Source organism: Streptomyces sp. NPDC107498, from assembly GCF_055582805.1.
The window spans coordinates 486,103-497,629 of record NZ_JBVJPE010000003.1; the positions used below are offsets into that span (position 1 = coordinate 486,103).

Annotated in this window: 14 protein-coding genes and 2 pseudogenes; 7 read left to right on the top strand and 9 right to left on the bottom strand. The window is 71.5% G+C overall.

The annotated features are described in order from the left end of the window. The first annotated feature begins 1 nt into the window (after nucleotide 1). Nucleotides 2-1,252 (top strand): SidA/IucD/PvdA family monooxygenase, encoded by a 1,251-nt coding sequence (locus ACZ66Z_RS07915; RefSeq protein WP_469933202.1) that lies wholly within the window; start codon nucleotides 2-4, stop codon nucleotides 1,250-1,252. A 115-nt stretch (nucleotides 1,253-1,367) separates the two neighbouring features. Here ACZ66Z_RS07915 and ACZ66Z_RS07920 read toward each other — a convergent pair whose 3' ends face one another. Together ACZ66Z_RS07920 and ACZ66Z_RS07925 are read right to left on the bottom strand one after the other, a co-directional pair. Continuing rightward, nucleotides 1,368-1,601: a chaplin gene (locus ACZ66Z_RS07920; protein WP_469933115.1), complete on the bottom strand. Its 234-nt coding sequence runs from the start codon at nucleotides 1,599-1,601 to the stop codon at nucleotides 1,368-1,370. A 176-nt stretch (nucleotides 1,602-1,777) separates the two neighbouring features. Beyond that, nucleotides 1,778-2,191, bottom strand: coding sequence for a rodlin (locus tag ACZ66Z_RS07925; protein ID WP_469933116.1), 414 nt, complete (start codon nucleotides 2,189-2,191; stop codon nucleotides 1,778-1,780). A 219-nt stretch (nucleotides 2,192-2,410) separates the two neighbouring features. On the opposite strand from ACZ66Z_RS07925, the gene ACZ66Z_RS07930 reads away from it, so the two are divergent. Further along, a complete protein-coding gene (locus tag ACZ66Z_RS07930; RefSeq protein WP_469933117.1) occupies nucleotides 2,411-2,821 on the top strand; it encodes a rodlin in 411 nt (136 codons plus the stop codon). A 64-nt stretch (nucleotides 2,822-2,885) separates the two neighbouring features. Here ACZ66Z_RS07930 and ACZ66Z_RS07935 read toward each other — a convergent pair whose 3' ends face one another. Next, nucleotides 2,886-3,092, bottom strand: a complete 207-nt coding sequence (locus ACZ66Z_RS07935) for a hypothetical protein (protein WP_469933118.1) — start codon at nucleotides 3,090-3,092, stop codon at nucleotides 2,886-2,888. Between the two features lie 117 nt (nucleotides 3,093-3,209). Between ACZ66Z_RS07935 and ACZ66Z_RS07940 the strand changes: the two genes are divergently transcribed. Together ACZ66Z_RS07940 and ACZ66Z_RS07945 are read left to right on the top strand one after the other, a co-directional pair. Further along, nucleotides 3,210-4,250 (top strand): LCP family protein, encoded by a 1,041-nt coding sequence (locus ACZ66Z_RS07940; protein ID WP_469933119.1) that lies wholly within the window; start codon nucleotides 3,210-3,212, stop codon nucleotides 4,248-4,250. Nucleotides 4,251-4,344: 94 nt separating this feature from the next. Next, complete coding sequence (locus tag ACZ66Z_RS07945) at nucleotides 4,345-4,752, top strand: rodlin (protein ID WP_469933120.1); 408 nt, start codon at nucleotides 4,345-4,347, stop codon at nucleotides 4,750-4,752. An 88-nt stretch (nucleotides 4,753-4,840) separates the two neighbouring features. On the opposite strand, the gene ACZ66Z_RS07950 is transcribed toward ACZ66Z_RS07945, so the two are convergent. After that, entirely contained in the window at nucleotides 4,841-6,859 is a 2,019-nt protein-coding gene (locus tag ACZ66Z_RS07950) for a thioredoxin domain-containing protein (protein ID WP_469933121.1), read from the bottom strand. A gap of 197 nt (nucleotides 6,860-7,056) precedes the next feature. On the opposite strand from ACZ66Z_RS07950, the gene ACZ66Z_RS07955 reads away from it, so the two are divergent. Further along, the gene (locus ACZ66Z_RS07955) at nucleotides 7,057-7,662 is read left to right on the top strand and encodes a Uma2 family endonuclease (RefSeq protein WP_469933122.1); all 606 of its coding nucleotides are present in this window, start codon (nucleotides 7,057-7,059) and stop codon (nucleotides 7,660-7,662) included. 101 nt (nucleotides 7,663-7,763) lie between these two features. Here the strand turns inward: ACZ66Z_RS07955 and ACZ66Z_RS07960 are convergent. The 4 genes and pseudogenes from ACZ66Z_RS07960 to mca form a co-directional block, all read right to left on the bottom strand. Next, nucleotides 7,764-7,972, bottom strand: a pseudogene (locus ACZ66Z_RS07960) (transposase family protein); the annotation flags it as partial. 20 nt (nucleotides 7,973-7,992) lie between these two features. Further along, nucleotides 7,993-8,145 (bottom strand): annotated as a pseudogene (locus tag ACZ66Z_RS07965) (DUF255 domain-containing protein); the annotation flags it as partial. 164 nt (nucleotides 8,146-8,309) lie between these two features. After that, a complete protein-coding gene (locus ACZ66Z_RS07970; protein ID WP_469933123.1) occupies nucleotides 8,310-8,546 on the bottom strand; it encodes a hypothetical protein in 237 nt (78 codons plus the stop codon). A gap of 1 nt (nucleotide 8,547) precedes the next feature. Beyond that, nucleotides 8,548-9,429, bottom strand: coding sequence for a mycothiol conjugate amidase Mca (gene mca, locus ACZ66Z_RS07975; protein ID WP_469933124.1), 882 nt, complete (start codon nucleotides 9,427-9,429; stop codon nucleotides 8,548-8,550). Between the two features lie 98 nt (nucleotides 9,430-9,527). Here mca and ACZ66Z_RS07980 point away from each other — a divergent pair, with 98 nt between their 5' ends. Both ACZ66Z_RS07980 and greA read left to right on the top strand, forming a co-directional pair. Next, nucleotides 9,528-9,929 carry a DUF4307 domain-containing protein gene (locus ACZ66Z_RS07980; RefSeq protein ID WP_469933125.1) on the top strand — a complete coding sequence of 134 codons (402 nt, stop codon included), beginning with the start codon at nucleotides 9,528-9,530 and terminating at the stop codon, nucleotides 9,927-9,929. A gap of 190 nt (nucleotides 9,930-10,119) precedes the next feature. Further along, nucleotides 10,120-10,617 carry a transcription elongation factor GreA gene (gene greA, locus ACZ66Z_RS07985; RefSeq protein ID WP_352023790.1) on the top strand — a complete coding sequence of 166 codons (498 nt, stop codon included), beginning with the start codon at nucleotides 10,120-10,122 and terminating at the stop codon, nucleotides 10,615-10,617. A gap of 78 nt (nucleotides 10,618-10,695) precedes the next feature. Here greA and ACZ66Z_RS07990 read toward each other — a convergent pair whose 3' ends face one another. Beyond that, nucleotides 10,696-11,520, bottom strand: coding sequence for an ABC transporter permease (locus tag ACZ66Z_RS07990; protein WP_469933203.1), 825 nt, complete (start codon nucleotides 11,518-11,520; stop codon nucleotides 10,696-10,698). Nucleotides 11,521-11,527: the final 7 nt, after the last annotated feature.

The following is an 11,527-nucleotide window of genomic DNA, read 5'->3' on the forward strand; positions in this document are numbered from 1 at the left end:
GATGTACGACCTGGTGGTGGTCGGGGCCGGGCCCTACGGCCTGTCCGTGGCCGCCCACGCCGCCGTCCACGGACTGCGCCTGCGGACCTTCGGCCGTTCGATGGAGTCCTGGCACGCCATGCCCTCCGGGATGTTCCTGAAGTCGGAGCCCTGGGCCTCCCACCTCTCCGACCCGGAGGGGACGTACGGCCTCGACGCCTACGCGGCGGCCAGGGGCGTCCGCGCCGAGCACGGCGTGCCCCTCCCGGTGGGCTTCTTCGCCGCGTACGGCGACTGGTTCGCCCGGCGGGCCGTGCCCGTCCTCGACGAGCGGCTCGTCGGCTCGGTCGCGCCCGCCGCCGGGGGCTTCGAGCTGCGCACCGAGGACGGCGAGTCGCTGCGCGCCCGGACGGTGGCCCTGGCCGTCGGCGTCCTGCCGTTCGTCGAGCTCCCCGAACCCCTGCGGGGCCTGCCCCGGCGGTACGTCACCCACTCCAGCCACCACGGCGAGCTCGACGGCTTCGCCGGCCGGGACGTCACCGTCGTCGGGGCCGGCCAGGCGGCGCTGGAGACCGCCGCGCTCCTCGCCGAGCGGGGAGCCGCCGCCGTGCGGATCGTGGCCCGGGCCGGCCGGCTGGACTGGAACGCCCCGCCGCCGGCCCTCGACCGCGGCCCGTGGCCCTCGCTGCGCGCCCCGCACACGGGCCTCGGCTGCGGCTGGCGGAACAAGCTGTACGCGGACGCTCCCGGGATCTTCCGGCGCCTGCCGGCCGCCACCCGGGAGCGGATCTTCGACCGGGCGCTCGGTCCGGCGGGCGCCTGGTGGCTCCGCGAGCGGTTCGCGGCGGTCGACGACGTCCGTCTGGGGCACCGGATCACCTCGGCGAGGGCGACCGGGGACGAGCGGCTCCGGCTCGACGTGGCGGGGCCCGACGGGACGACCGTCCTCAAGACGGACCACGTGATCGCGGCCACCGGCTTCGCCCCGAACCTCGACCGGGCCGGGGTCCTCTCCCCCGTACTGCGCGGGGCGCTGCGCCGGGTCGGCGCGGGCGGCGCCCCGGAGGTCGGCGGCCTCTTCGAGTCCTCCTGGCCGGGCCTCTTCCTCACCGGTCTGCTCACGGCGCCTTCGTACGGGCCGTCGATGCGGTTCGTCCTCGGCGTCGAGTACACGGCGGGGCGGCTGGTGAAGGGGGTCCGGCAGCGGCTGCGGGCGGGCACCGGCAGCCCGGGCCGACCGCGTACGGGCGGGAGGGCGCCGGTCTCGGCGTGACGGGCGGCGTGACCGTCGGCGTGGGCTCCCGGCACGGCTCCCGGCATGGCGGAGGACCGGCCCCGGGAGCGGATGCTCTCCGGGACCGGCCCTCCGTGCACGCGGGCGCCGGGACTCAGGCGTTGATGCAGGTGTTGCCGAAGGCCGGGTTCAGCAGGGCGATGACGTTCACGCTGTTGCCGCAGACGTTGATCGGGACGTGGATCGGGACCTGGACGACGTTCCCGGAGAGGACGCCCGGCGAGCCGGCGGCGATACCGGTCGCGTCCGCGTCGGCGAAGGCGGGGGACGCCACGCCCATGGCCATGATGATTCCGGCGACGACGGCCGCAGCCTTCTTGCAGTTCATTTCGTCTGGATCCTTTCCTCGGCGGAATGAATTTCCGCTGCACACGACACAACGAACATGCCGCACAAAGGAAACCGGAATAACACCGACACCTTCTGTTTCACTCCATTGCCCGCACGGGGCGGGGCCGGAGGGAACGCGTTCGTCCCCTCCGGCCCCGTCGGGCGCGAGACGGATCAGCTGTTGCCGACGCCGTTCCCGGAGAGGACCGGGATGTCGTCGACGAGGTGCGACAGCGGCTCGTCGCCCTTGGCCTGGGTGGAGTTCTCGGTGCACTGCTGGTTCTGCGGGGACGACAGGACGTTGATGTCCTGGACGGCGACCGGAACCAGGACGCCCACGACGGAACCGACGTTGCCCTTCACCGGGACGCCGAGGCAGAGCTTGTTCAGCGAGCCCTGGACGGCCGAGAACTGCGGGCTCATGTCGCCGGTGGTCTTCGAGTTGCCGAACGACTGGTGCGCGCCGTTGCCCGACAGCGAGGTCGTGCCGCCGTCGTCGGCGGTGGCGAGCGCCGGGGTGGCCGCAGCAGCAGAAGCGCCGACGACAGAGGCCGTCACAGCCGCAGCCGCCATAATCTTCTTGATCACGGTGATTCCGTTCCTGTTCCCACCAATCGACCTGATTGATGCGACGGGATCAACTGCGGTCGCGGGCTTAGGTTCCGGCGCTTCACTCGTTCGACTGTGTCCGTGCTTCGCGCTGCCGCGCACGCTCCGCCAAGGGGGTGACACAGCGGAACCCCCGCGCCCGAGGGCCTGTTGATCAGATCGCTCCCTGCACGGAGCCGGTTCTAGAAGGGAACTCCCGTGATCAAGAAGGTTATGGCCACCGCGGCCGCAGCCGTCTCCATCGTCGGCGCCACCGCCGCCGTGGCCTCCCCCGCCCTCGCCATCGCCGACGACGGCGGCACGACCTCGCTGTCGGGCAACGGCGCGCACCAGGAGTTTGGCAACTCCGCCACCTACGGCAACATGAGCCCGCAGTTCGCGCTCGTCCAGGGCTCCCTGAACAAGCCGTGCGTCGGCCTGCCGGCCAAGGTCAACGCCGGTTCGCTCGTCGGCCTGATCCCGATCGCCGTCCAGGACATCAACGTCCTGTCGTCCCCGCAGAACCAGCAGTGCACCGAGAACTCCACCCAGGCCAAGGGTGACGAGGCTCTGTCGCACATCCTGGACGACATCCCGGTCCTCTCGGGCAACGGCGTCGGCAACCACTGACGCACCGCCTGAGCGCGACGACGTTCACACGTCAGGGGCCGTCCTCCGGGGCGGCCCCTTTCGTCTACCAGTTCGGCCAGACCGGCGTCGCCATCAGGCGCTCCCACTCCCGGTCGGGCATCCCCGGCACCGTCCGCCCCGCCTGCACCCACTGCGCGACCAGTGCGGAATAGACGGGGACCGGATTGTCGTCCGCCGGAGGCGGGTCGCTCACATATCGGCTCTTCGGAATGAAGGCCATCCGTTCCCATTTTCCGGGGCCCGGCGCCATTTTCGCTCCTTCCGCTGCGATTCCCGCATCATTACACAGGCGCCGCAGGAGAGTGATTCGTCCTGTTCATGTCGCGTCGTGTACCTGTGTGCGAGCGGGTCGAAATACGGTGCGGGCATGAAATTCCCGCGTCCACGGCTGTCCCGGCGTCCGTTGTTCGCCGCAGCGGCCCTCGCCACCCTCTCCGTCCTCGCCCCCGGCGCCCTCGCCGCCGCCCCCACCGGCCTCCCGGCCCCCGAGAAGGGGCTGAACCTGCTCGTCGTCGGCGTCGACAGCCGCAAGGGCGTCACCGAGGAGGAGAAGGAACGTTTCCACCTCGGCGGAAAGGAGTGCGACTGCACGGACGTGATGATGCTCGTGCACGTCTCGGCGGCGAACGACCGGGTCGAGGTCGTGAGCCTGCCGCGCGACTCCCTCGCCTCCTTCCCCGAGGGGCACCGCGACCGGCGCACCGGGAGGACGCACGCCGCCCACCAGGCGAAGATCAACAGCGCCTGGGCGGAGGGCGGTTCCGCGTTCGCCGTGGAGACCGTCGAGTCGATGACCGGACTGCCCGTCCACCGCTACCTGGAGATCGACTTCCGGCGCTTCATGGACACCGTGGACCGCGTCGACGGCGGCGTCCCGGTCTGTACGGAGCAGCCGCTCACGGACCCGTCCACCGGCATCGACCTCCAGCCCGGGACCAAGCGGGTCGCGGGCGGCGAGGCCCTCCAGTACGTACGGTCCCGGAAGGCCGACGGGCAGATGGACTTCGGCCGCATCCGGAAGCAGCAGCAGTTCGTGATGAACACCCTGCACCGGCTCCACGACGGCATCCTCGACGACCGCGAGCTGCTGGGGGCCTTCGCGGCGACCCTGCGCGGGACGGCGGCGGCCGAGCGGGGGATCTCCGCGGCGGAGCTTCTGACGCTCGCCGCGCACCTGCGGGACCTGCCCCCGGAGCGCATGGAGTTCGCGACCGTGCCCGTACGGGGCTTCAACCCGGACATCGCGGGCGTCGGGTCCACGGTCGCCTGGGACGAGGAGGGGGCCGCGGAGGTCTTCGGACGGCTGGCCGAGGACCGGTCGCTGCCCGGCGCCGGGGCCGTCGCGCCGAGCGCGATCCCGGCGGCCGCGTACCGGCCGGCCCCGGGGTCCTCGCTCATCTGCCCGTAGTCCGTCCGGTGGACTTCCCGGAACCTCCGGGCTGCTGACCAGTTGATCAGCGCGGCCCGCCACTCAGCGGGCCGAGACCCGAAAGGCCTGAACAATGAAGAAGCTCTTGGCGACGGCTGCCGTGGCCGCGTCCGTCCTCGGCGCGACGGCGGCGGGTGCCGGACAGGCTCTCGCGATCGCCAACGACGGCGGCACCACCTCGCTGTCGGGCAACGGCGCGCACCAGGAGTTCGGCAACTCCTCCACCCACGGCAACATGAGCCCGCAGTTCGCGCTCGTCCAGGGCTCCCTGAACAAGCCGTGCGTCGGCCTGCCGGCCAAGGTCAACGCCGGTTCGCTCGTCGGCGCCATCCCGATCGCCGTCCAGGACGTCAACGTCCTGTCGTCCCCGCAGAACCAGCAGTGCACCGAGAACTCCACCCAGGCCAAGGGCGACGAGCCGCTGTCGCACATCCTGGAGGACATCCCGGTCCTGTCCGGGAACGGCGCCGGCAACCACTGAGCCCCGACGCCGGTACGCGGTGCGGCCCCGCCGCCCCTCCTCGGAGGGGTCGCGGGGCCGTTCCCGTTCCGGGCCGGGACCGCGGGGGTCAGAGCTTCGCGCGCAGGGCGTCCGGGTCGGTGACCGGGGCGTCGCAGGTGAAGTGGCGGCAGACGTACGCGGCGGCCGCCCCGCCCACCAGGGGCCGGTCCGCCAGGAGCGGGAACTCCTCGCCGCCGGGGGCTCCGGTGGCGAGGACCGCGCCGGGCGTGGGGGCCAGCAGCGCGGTGCGCCGCAGCTCCCGGAAGGCCGGGTCGGCGGGGTCGCCGACGACGGCGATCTCGCGGGGCCCGTCGAGGAGGGCCTCGGCGACGGCCAGGCCCCAGCCGATGAACCGGGGCGCGCGCGGACCGAGGGCCTTGACCACGCCGAGGGCGTCCGCGGCGGCGGCGCGGTGGGCCTCGGAGCCGGTGTGCGCGGCGTACGAGAGGAGCGCCCCGGCGGCGGCGGTCCAACCCGACGGGGCGGCGTTGTCGGTGGGGTCCTGGGGGCGCCGGATGAGGGCCTCGGCGTCGTGGGCCGTGTCGTACAGCGCGCCGCCCTCGGCGGTGAAGCGGTCGAGGACGAGGTCCAGGAGGAAGCCGGCGAACTCCAGCCAGGTGCCCTCGCCGGTGACGGCGGCGAGGGCGAGGAAGCCCTCGGCGACGTCGGCGTAGTCCTCCAGGACCCCCGCGTTCGTGCCGGCCCGGCCGTCCTTGGACGTCCGGGTGAGCCGGGCGGTCTCGTCCATGTGGACGCGGACGAGGAGGTCGGCGGCCTCGGTGGCGCGCTCGACCAGGTCGGGGCGGTCGAAGAGGGCACCGGTCTCGGCGAGGGCGGCGATCGCCAGGCCGTTCCAGGCGGCGACGACCTTGTCGTCGCGGCCGGGGCGCTCGCGCTCCTCGCGGGCGGCGAGGAGCCGGGCCGCGATCGAGGCGGTCCGGTCGGCGTCGGCCGGGCCCGCCTCCCGCGGAAGTTGGAGGACGGAGCTGCCGTGCTCGAAGGTGCCGTCCTCGGTGACGCCGTAGTGGGCGGCGGCGAGGGCGGCGTCCTCCGCGCCGAGGACCTCGGTGAGCTGCTCGGGGGTCCAGACGTAGTAGGCGCCCTCGACGTGCCTGCCGGTGCCGTCGTCGGAGTCGGCGTCGAGCGCGGAGGCGAAGCCGCCCTCGGGGGTGCGCAGCTCCCGGACCATGAAGTCGGCGGTCTCCAGGGCGACCCGGCGGGCCAGGTCGCTGCCCGTGGACTTCCACAGGTGTGCGTACACCCGGCACAGCAGGGCGTTGTCGTAGAGCATCTTCTCGAAGTGCGGGACCACCCAGGCGCGGTCCACGGCGTAGCGGGCGAAGCCGCCGCCGAGCTGGTCGTAGATGCCGCCGCGGGCCATCGCCTCGCAGGTGTCGGCGGCCATCTGGAGGGCGCCCTCGGAGCCCGTGCGGGCGTGGTGGCGGAGCAGGAACTCCAGGACCATCGACGGGGGGAACTTGGGGGCGCCGCCGAAGCCGCCGCGGGCCGCGTCGTACTCGCGGGTGAGGGCGAGGAGGGCCCCCGCCAGCTCCTCCTCGCCGGGGACGCCGTCGCCGCCGTAGGCGAGGGAGCGGCCCGCGAGGTCCTTCACGATGCGGTCCGCGACCTCGTCGACCTCGCCGCGGCGGTCGGCCCAGGCGGCCCGGACGCCGTCGAGGACCTCCGGGAAGGAGGGCATGCCGTGGCGGGGCTCGGGCGGGAAGTACGTACCGAAGTAGAAGGGAGCGGCGTCCGGGGTGAGGAAGACGGTCATCGGCCAGCCGCCCTGGCCGGTCGCGGCCTGCACGGCCTCCATGTAGACGGCGTCGACGTCGGGCCGCTCCTCCCGGTCGACCTTGACGGCGACGAAGTTGTCGTTGACCAGGGCGGCGGTGGTGTCGTCCTCGAAGGACTCGTGCGCCATGACGTGGCACCAGTGGCACGCGGAGTATCCGACCGACAGCAGAACGGGGACGTCGCGCCGTTTCGCTTCCTCGAACGCCTCGGGTCCCCACGGCCACCAGTCGACCGGATTGTCGGCGTGCTGAAGCAGATAAGGCGAGGTCGTACCAGCCAACCGGTTCATACGACCCAGCCTCTCACAGCACCTGGCGCGGCCGGTGAAACCCTGACGCGCCCACCTCACGTGGCCGAATTGCACGGGTGAGCCATCGCATGGTGGGCGACTCCTCCTCCCGCGGTGTCGGGGGACCCGGCATCTCGGAACAGTAGGCTGGGCGCAGCAGCGCCGGACCTTCCGAGGCTCCTCGAAGGAGGTGCACCGTGTCCGCCGAGATGGTGGCGCCCGCGTGGATGCATTCGCAGATCAGCGCGGAGCAGTACGACTCCTGGTCCGAGGAGCAGTGCGCCGGCATCGAGATCGTGGACGGGATGGTCGTCGTGAGCCCGAGCGCCTCGAAGCGGCACAACCGGCTGGCCCGCATCCTGGCCAACGCCCTGGACGCCGCCGCGGGCCCGGACTGGAACGCCGACACGGGCTTCGACGTCCGCCTGCAGGACGTTCCGCTCACCAACCGCCGTCCGGACGTCATCGTCTACCGGGCGGAAACCATCGACCTCACGCCCACCCGCCCCGAGCACGTGCTCCTGGCCGTCGAGGTCGTGTCGCCCGGCTCGGAGACCACGGACCGGATCGTGAAGGTGGACCAGTACGCCAAGGCCGGCATCCCCTTCTACTGGCGGGCCGAGCAGGCCGCCACCGGGGTCCCGATCGTCTACACGTACGTTCTCGATCCCGCCACCGGGGCTTACAGGGACGGCGAGATGTTCACGGGCACGGTGAAGGCCGCCGTACCTTTCTCCCTCACGGTCGATCTCGCTGTCCTGGAGGACGGAGAAGCCGCGCCGTTTCCAACGCCCGACCGTTAACGGCCGCATCGCGATTCTTCATGAGCCGATCGTTCCCAGGCTCGCGACGGTCCCGGGCCTGCTGTTGGAGACGCCTCCACGACAGTGAGCCTTTTCCCACCTCACGCTGAGGCGTGATGAAGGACGGGGACGGCCTGGACGATCGCGGTGATGCGGTTGGTGCTGCAGCGGAGCTTTCGCAGGAGGCGCCGGCCCTTCAGGGTGGCCAGGCCCGCTCGCCGAGGCAGCGCACCTTGGCGTGCGTGCTGTTGTGCCGGCGCTGCCCCCCCTTGAGGCGGCGGCCGGGGAAGGGTACCCGGATGGAGCCGCCGCCCGAGTTCACTGACATCAGTGGCAGCTGGAGTACCCGACGCCGAGCAGGACGGGGACGTCGCGGCGCCGGGCCTCCTCGAAGGCCCCGGCCGACCGCGGCCACCAGTCGACCGGGTTGTCGGCGTGCTGCAGGAGGTACGGGGAGGTCTCATGGGCCAGTCGGTTCGCCATGGATCCGTCCTGCCGCAGCGGTCTCCCGCTTTCCCCGCTCCCCCGCGCCGATGCGCGCGACGCCGCCGCGCCGCGGCCCGGGACGGCGGCGCGGCGCGGCGCGGCCCCTCGGGGCGGGGCCGCCCCCGGGCCGTACCTCGGCGGTACGGCCCGGGGGCGGGTGGTCACTCGCCCCGGGTGGCGGTCTGCTTCGCCGGGGTCTTCCCGGCCGTCGCCGGGTCCGGGGTCTCCTCGAAGGAGATCTTGCCCATGTGGCGGTTCATCGACTTCATCAGCAGCCAGACCGCGAGGGCCAGGACCGCGAAGACGACGAAGCCGAGGACGCCGGGGGTCACCTTGTTCTTGTCCAGCTCTTCGGCGGCGAAGGGGACAAGCTGGGTCAGTGCCAGGTGTGCGCTCATGTCAGGCATTGTCGCGGATGCCCGCGAAGAGATCTTCCTCGGGGAGGGAGGTCGGGACCAGCGCCTTGCTGAGCTCGTACTCCTCCGTCGGCCAGACCTCCTTCTGGATCTCCATCGGGACCCGGAACCAGCCGCCGTCGGGGTCGATCTGGGTGCGGTGGGCGATCAGGGCCTTGTCGCGGGTCTCGAAGAAGTCCGCGCAGGGGACGTACGTGGTGAGGTTGCGCGCCTTGCCGCCGAACTCGTCCCAGCGCTTCAGCCAGTCCCCGTACGGCGACTCCAGGCCGCGCGCCAGGAGGGCCTCGTGCAGGGCCTCGGTGCGGGGGCGGTTGAAGCCCTGGTTGTAGTAGAGCTTCAGGGGCTGCCAGACCGGACCGAACTCGTCCTCGGGGTACTTCTCCGCGTCGGCCGCGCCGTCGAAGGCCACCATCGTGATCTTGTGGGTCATGATGTGGTCGGGGTGCGGGTATCCGCCGTTCTCGTCGTAGGTCGTGACGACCTGCGGACGGAAGGAGCGGATCTTGCGGACCAGTTCCCCGGCCGCCGTGTCGACGTCCTCCAGGGCGAAGCAGCCCTCGGGGAGCGGGGGCAGCGGGTCTCCCTCGGGGAGGCCCGAGTCGACGAATCCGAGCCATTCCTGGGAGACGCCGAGGATCTCGCGGGCCTCGTCCATCTCCTTGCGGCGCACCTCGTGGATGTTCGCCTCGATGTAGGGGTCGTCCTGAAGCTTGGGGTTCAGGACCGAGCCGCGCTCGCCGCCCGTGCACGTCACCACCAGGACGTCCACCCCCTCGGACACGTACTTGGCCATCGTGGCCGCACCCTTGCTCGACTCGTCGTCGGGGTGGGCGTGAACGGCCATCAGTCGCAGCTGCTCAGTCAAGACTCGATCCTCAGTGATTCGACGCGGAGCGTGGTCTCTATAGTGACGGAATCGGGGGAGTGAAAATTCCGCCACCCCCGGCTTCGAGAGGATCACCCATGAGCGCGGTGCGAGAGCAGCTGCCCGAGGGACGCTACGGGCGCTCCGCGGACGAGCGGGCCGACCGCGGGCTCAGGGTCACCGGGGCGGTGCTCGGGGTCCTCTTCCTCGGCATGATGGGCTGGTTCGGCTGGCACTACGTCGTGGACAACAAGATCAGCGCCGAGTTGATCAAGTTCGACGTGGTGAGCGCCGGCGAGGTCCAGGTGCACCTGGAGATCCGCAAGGACGAGGGCGTCAAGGGCGTCTGCACGCTGCGCTCGCGCTCCGAGGACGGGGCCGAGGTGGCCCGCAAGGACGTCCGGATCGACGACGCCGCGAGCCGGGTCGACCGCGTCTTCTCGCTCCGTACGACCGCCCGCGCGACGAGCGCCGAACTCATCGGGTGTACGGCGCGGTAGCGGTGGGTAGGGACGGGGTGACGAGTCCCGGCGAGTCACCGCGGTGACCTGGGCAGACACCATCCTTGTGGTTTATGTCCTCCCGCTTTTCGCCACTCATTGTTAGGCTCGTGGTTTCGCCCACCCGGGACAGCACCGCTTTTCCGTGTAGGGCGATGCTTTGTATTCCCAGTACCTACGAGGAGCACCTGTGACCCAGACCAGCGACAACGTCACCTGGCTCACCCAGGAGGCGTACAACAAGCTCAAGGACGAGCTTGAGTACCTGTCTGGTCCCGCGCGTACCGAGATCGCCGCCAAGATCGCCGCGGCGCGCGAAGAGGGCGACCTGCGCGAGAACGGCGGGTACCACGCGGCCAAGGAGGAGCAGGGCAAGCAGGAGCTCCGGGTCCGCCAGCTCACCCAGCTGCTCCAGCACGCCAAGGTCGGCGAGGCGCCGGCGGACGACGGCGTCGTCGAGCCCGGCATGGTCGTCACGATCGCCTTCGACGGCGACGAGGACGACACGATGACCTTCCTGCTCGCCTCCCGCGAGTACGCGAGCGGTGACATCGAGACCTACTCGCCGCAGTCGCCGCTCGGCGTCGGCGTCAACGGCAAGAAGGCCGGCGACGACGCGGAGTACGAGCTGCCGAACGGCAAGAAGGCCACGGTGAAGATCCTCAGCGCGAAGCCGTACACCGGCTGAGCCGCACTCCGTGAGCGAAGGGCCGGCCCCCGCGGGGGCCGGCCCTTCGTCGTGCCCGGCGGCCGGGGGCCGCGGGGGTCACGCCGTCGCCGAGCGGTACTTGCGGACCGAGAGCGTCCGGAAGACCGCGATGATCAGGACCGACCAGAGGAGCGACGCCCACACCGCGTGTTGCATCGGCCACGCGTCGGAGGTCGAAACGCCGGGGTTGCCGAAGAGCTCGCGGCAGGCCTGGACGGTCGCGCTGAACGGGTTCCACTCGGCGATGGGCTGCAGCCAGGAGGGCATGTTGTCGGAGTCCACGAACGCGTTCGAGATGAACGTGACCGGGAAGAGCCAGATCAGCCCGCCCGAGGTCGCCGCTTCCGGGGTGCGGACCGAGAGGCCGATCAGCGCCCCGATCCAGGAGAAGGCGTAGCCGAGGAGCAGCAGGAGGACGAAGGCGCCCAGTGCCTTGGGGACGCCCTCGTGGATGCGCCAGCCGACCAGCAGGGCGACGATCGCGAGGACGACGAGGGTGAGCGTCGTCTGGACCAGGTCGGCGAGCGTGCGGCCGGTGAGGACCGCGCCGCGGGCCATCGGCAGGGAGCGGAAGCGGTCGATCAGGCCCTTGTGCATGTCGTCGGCGATGCCCGCGCCCGCTCCGGCCGTGGCGAAGGTGACGGTCTGGGCGAAGATGCCGGCCATCAGGAACTCGCGGTAGACGGCCGGGGAGGTCGAGTCGCCGATCTGCATCGAGCCGCCGAAGACGTAGCTGAACAGCACCACGAACATGATCGGCTGGATGAGCCCGAAGACGACCATCTCGGGGATCCGGGACATCCTGATCAGGTTGCGGCGCGCGATCACGAGCGAGTCGCCGACGGACTGGACGATCCCCCCGCGCGGGCGCGGGGCGGTCAGCCCGTCG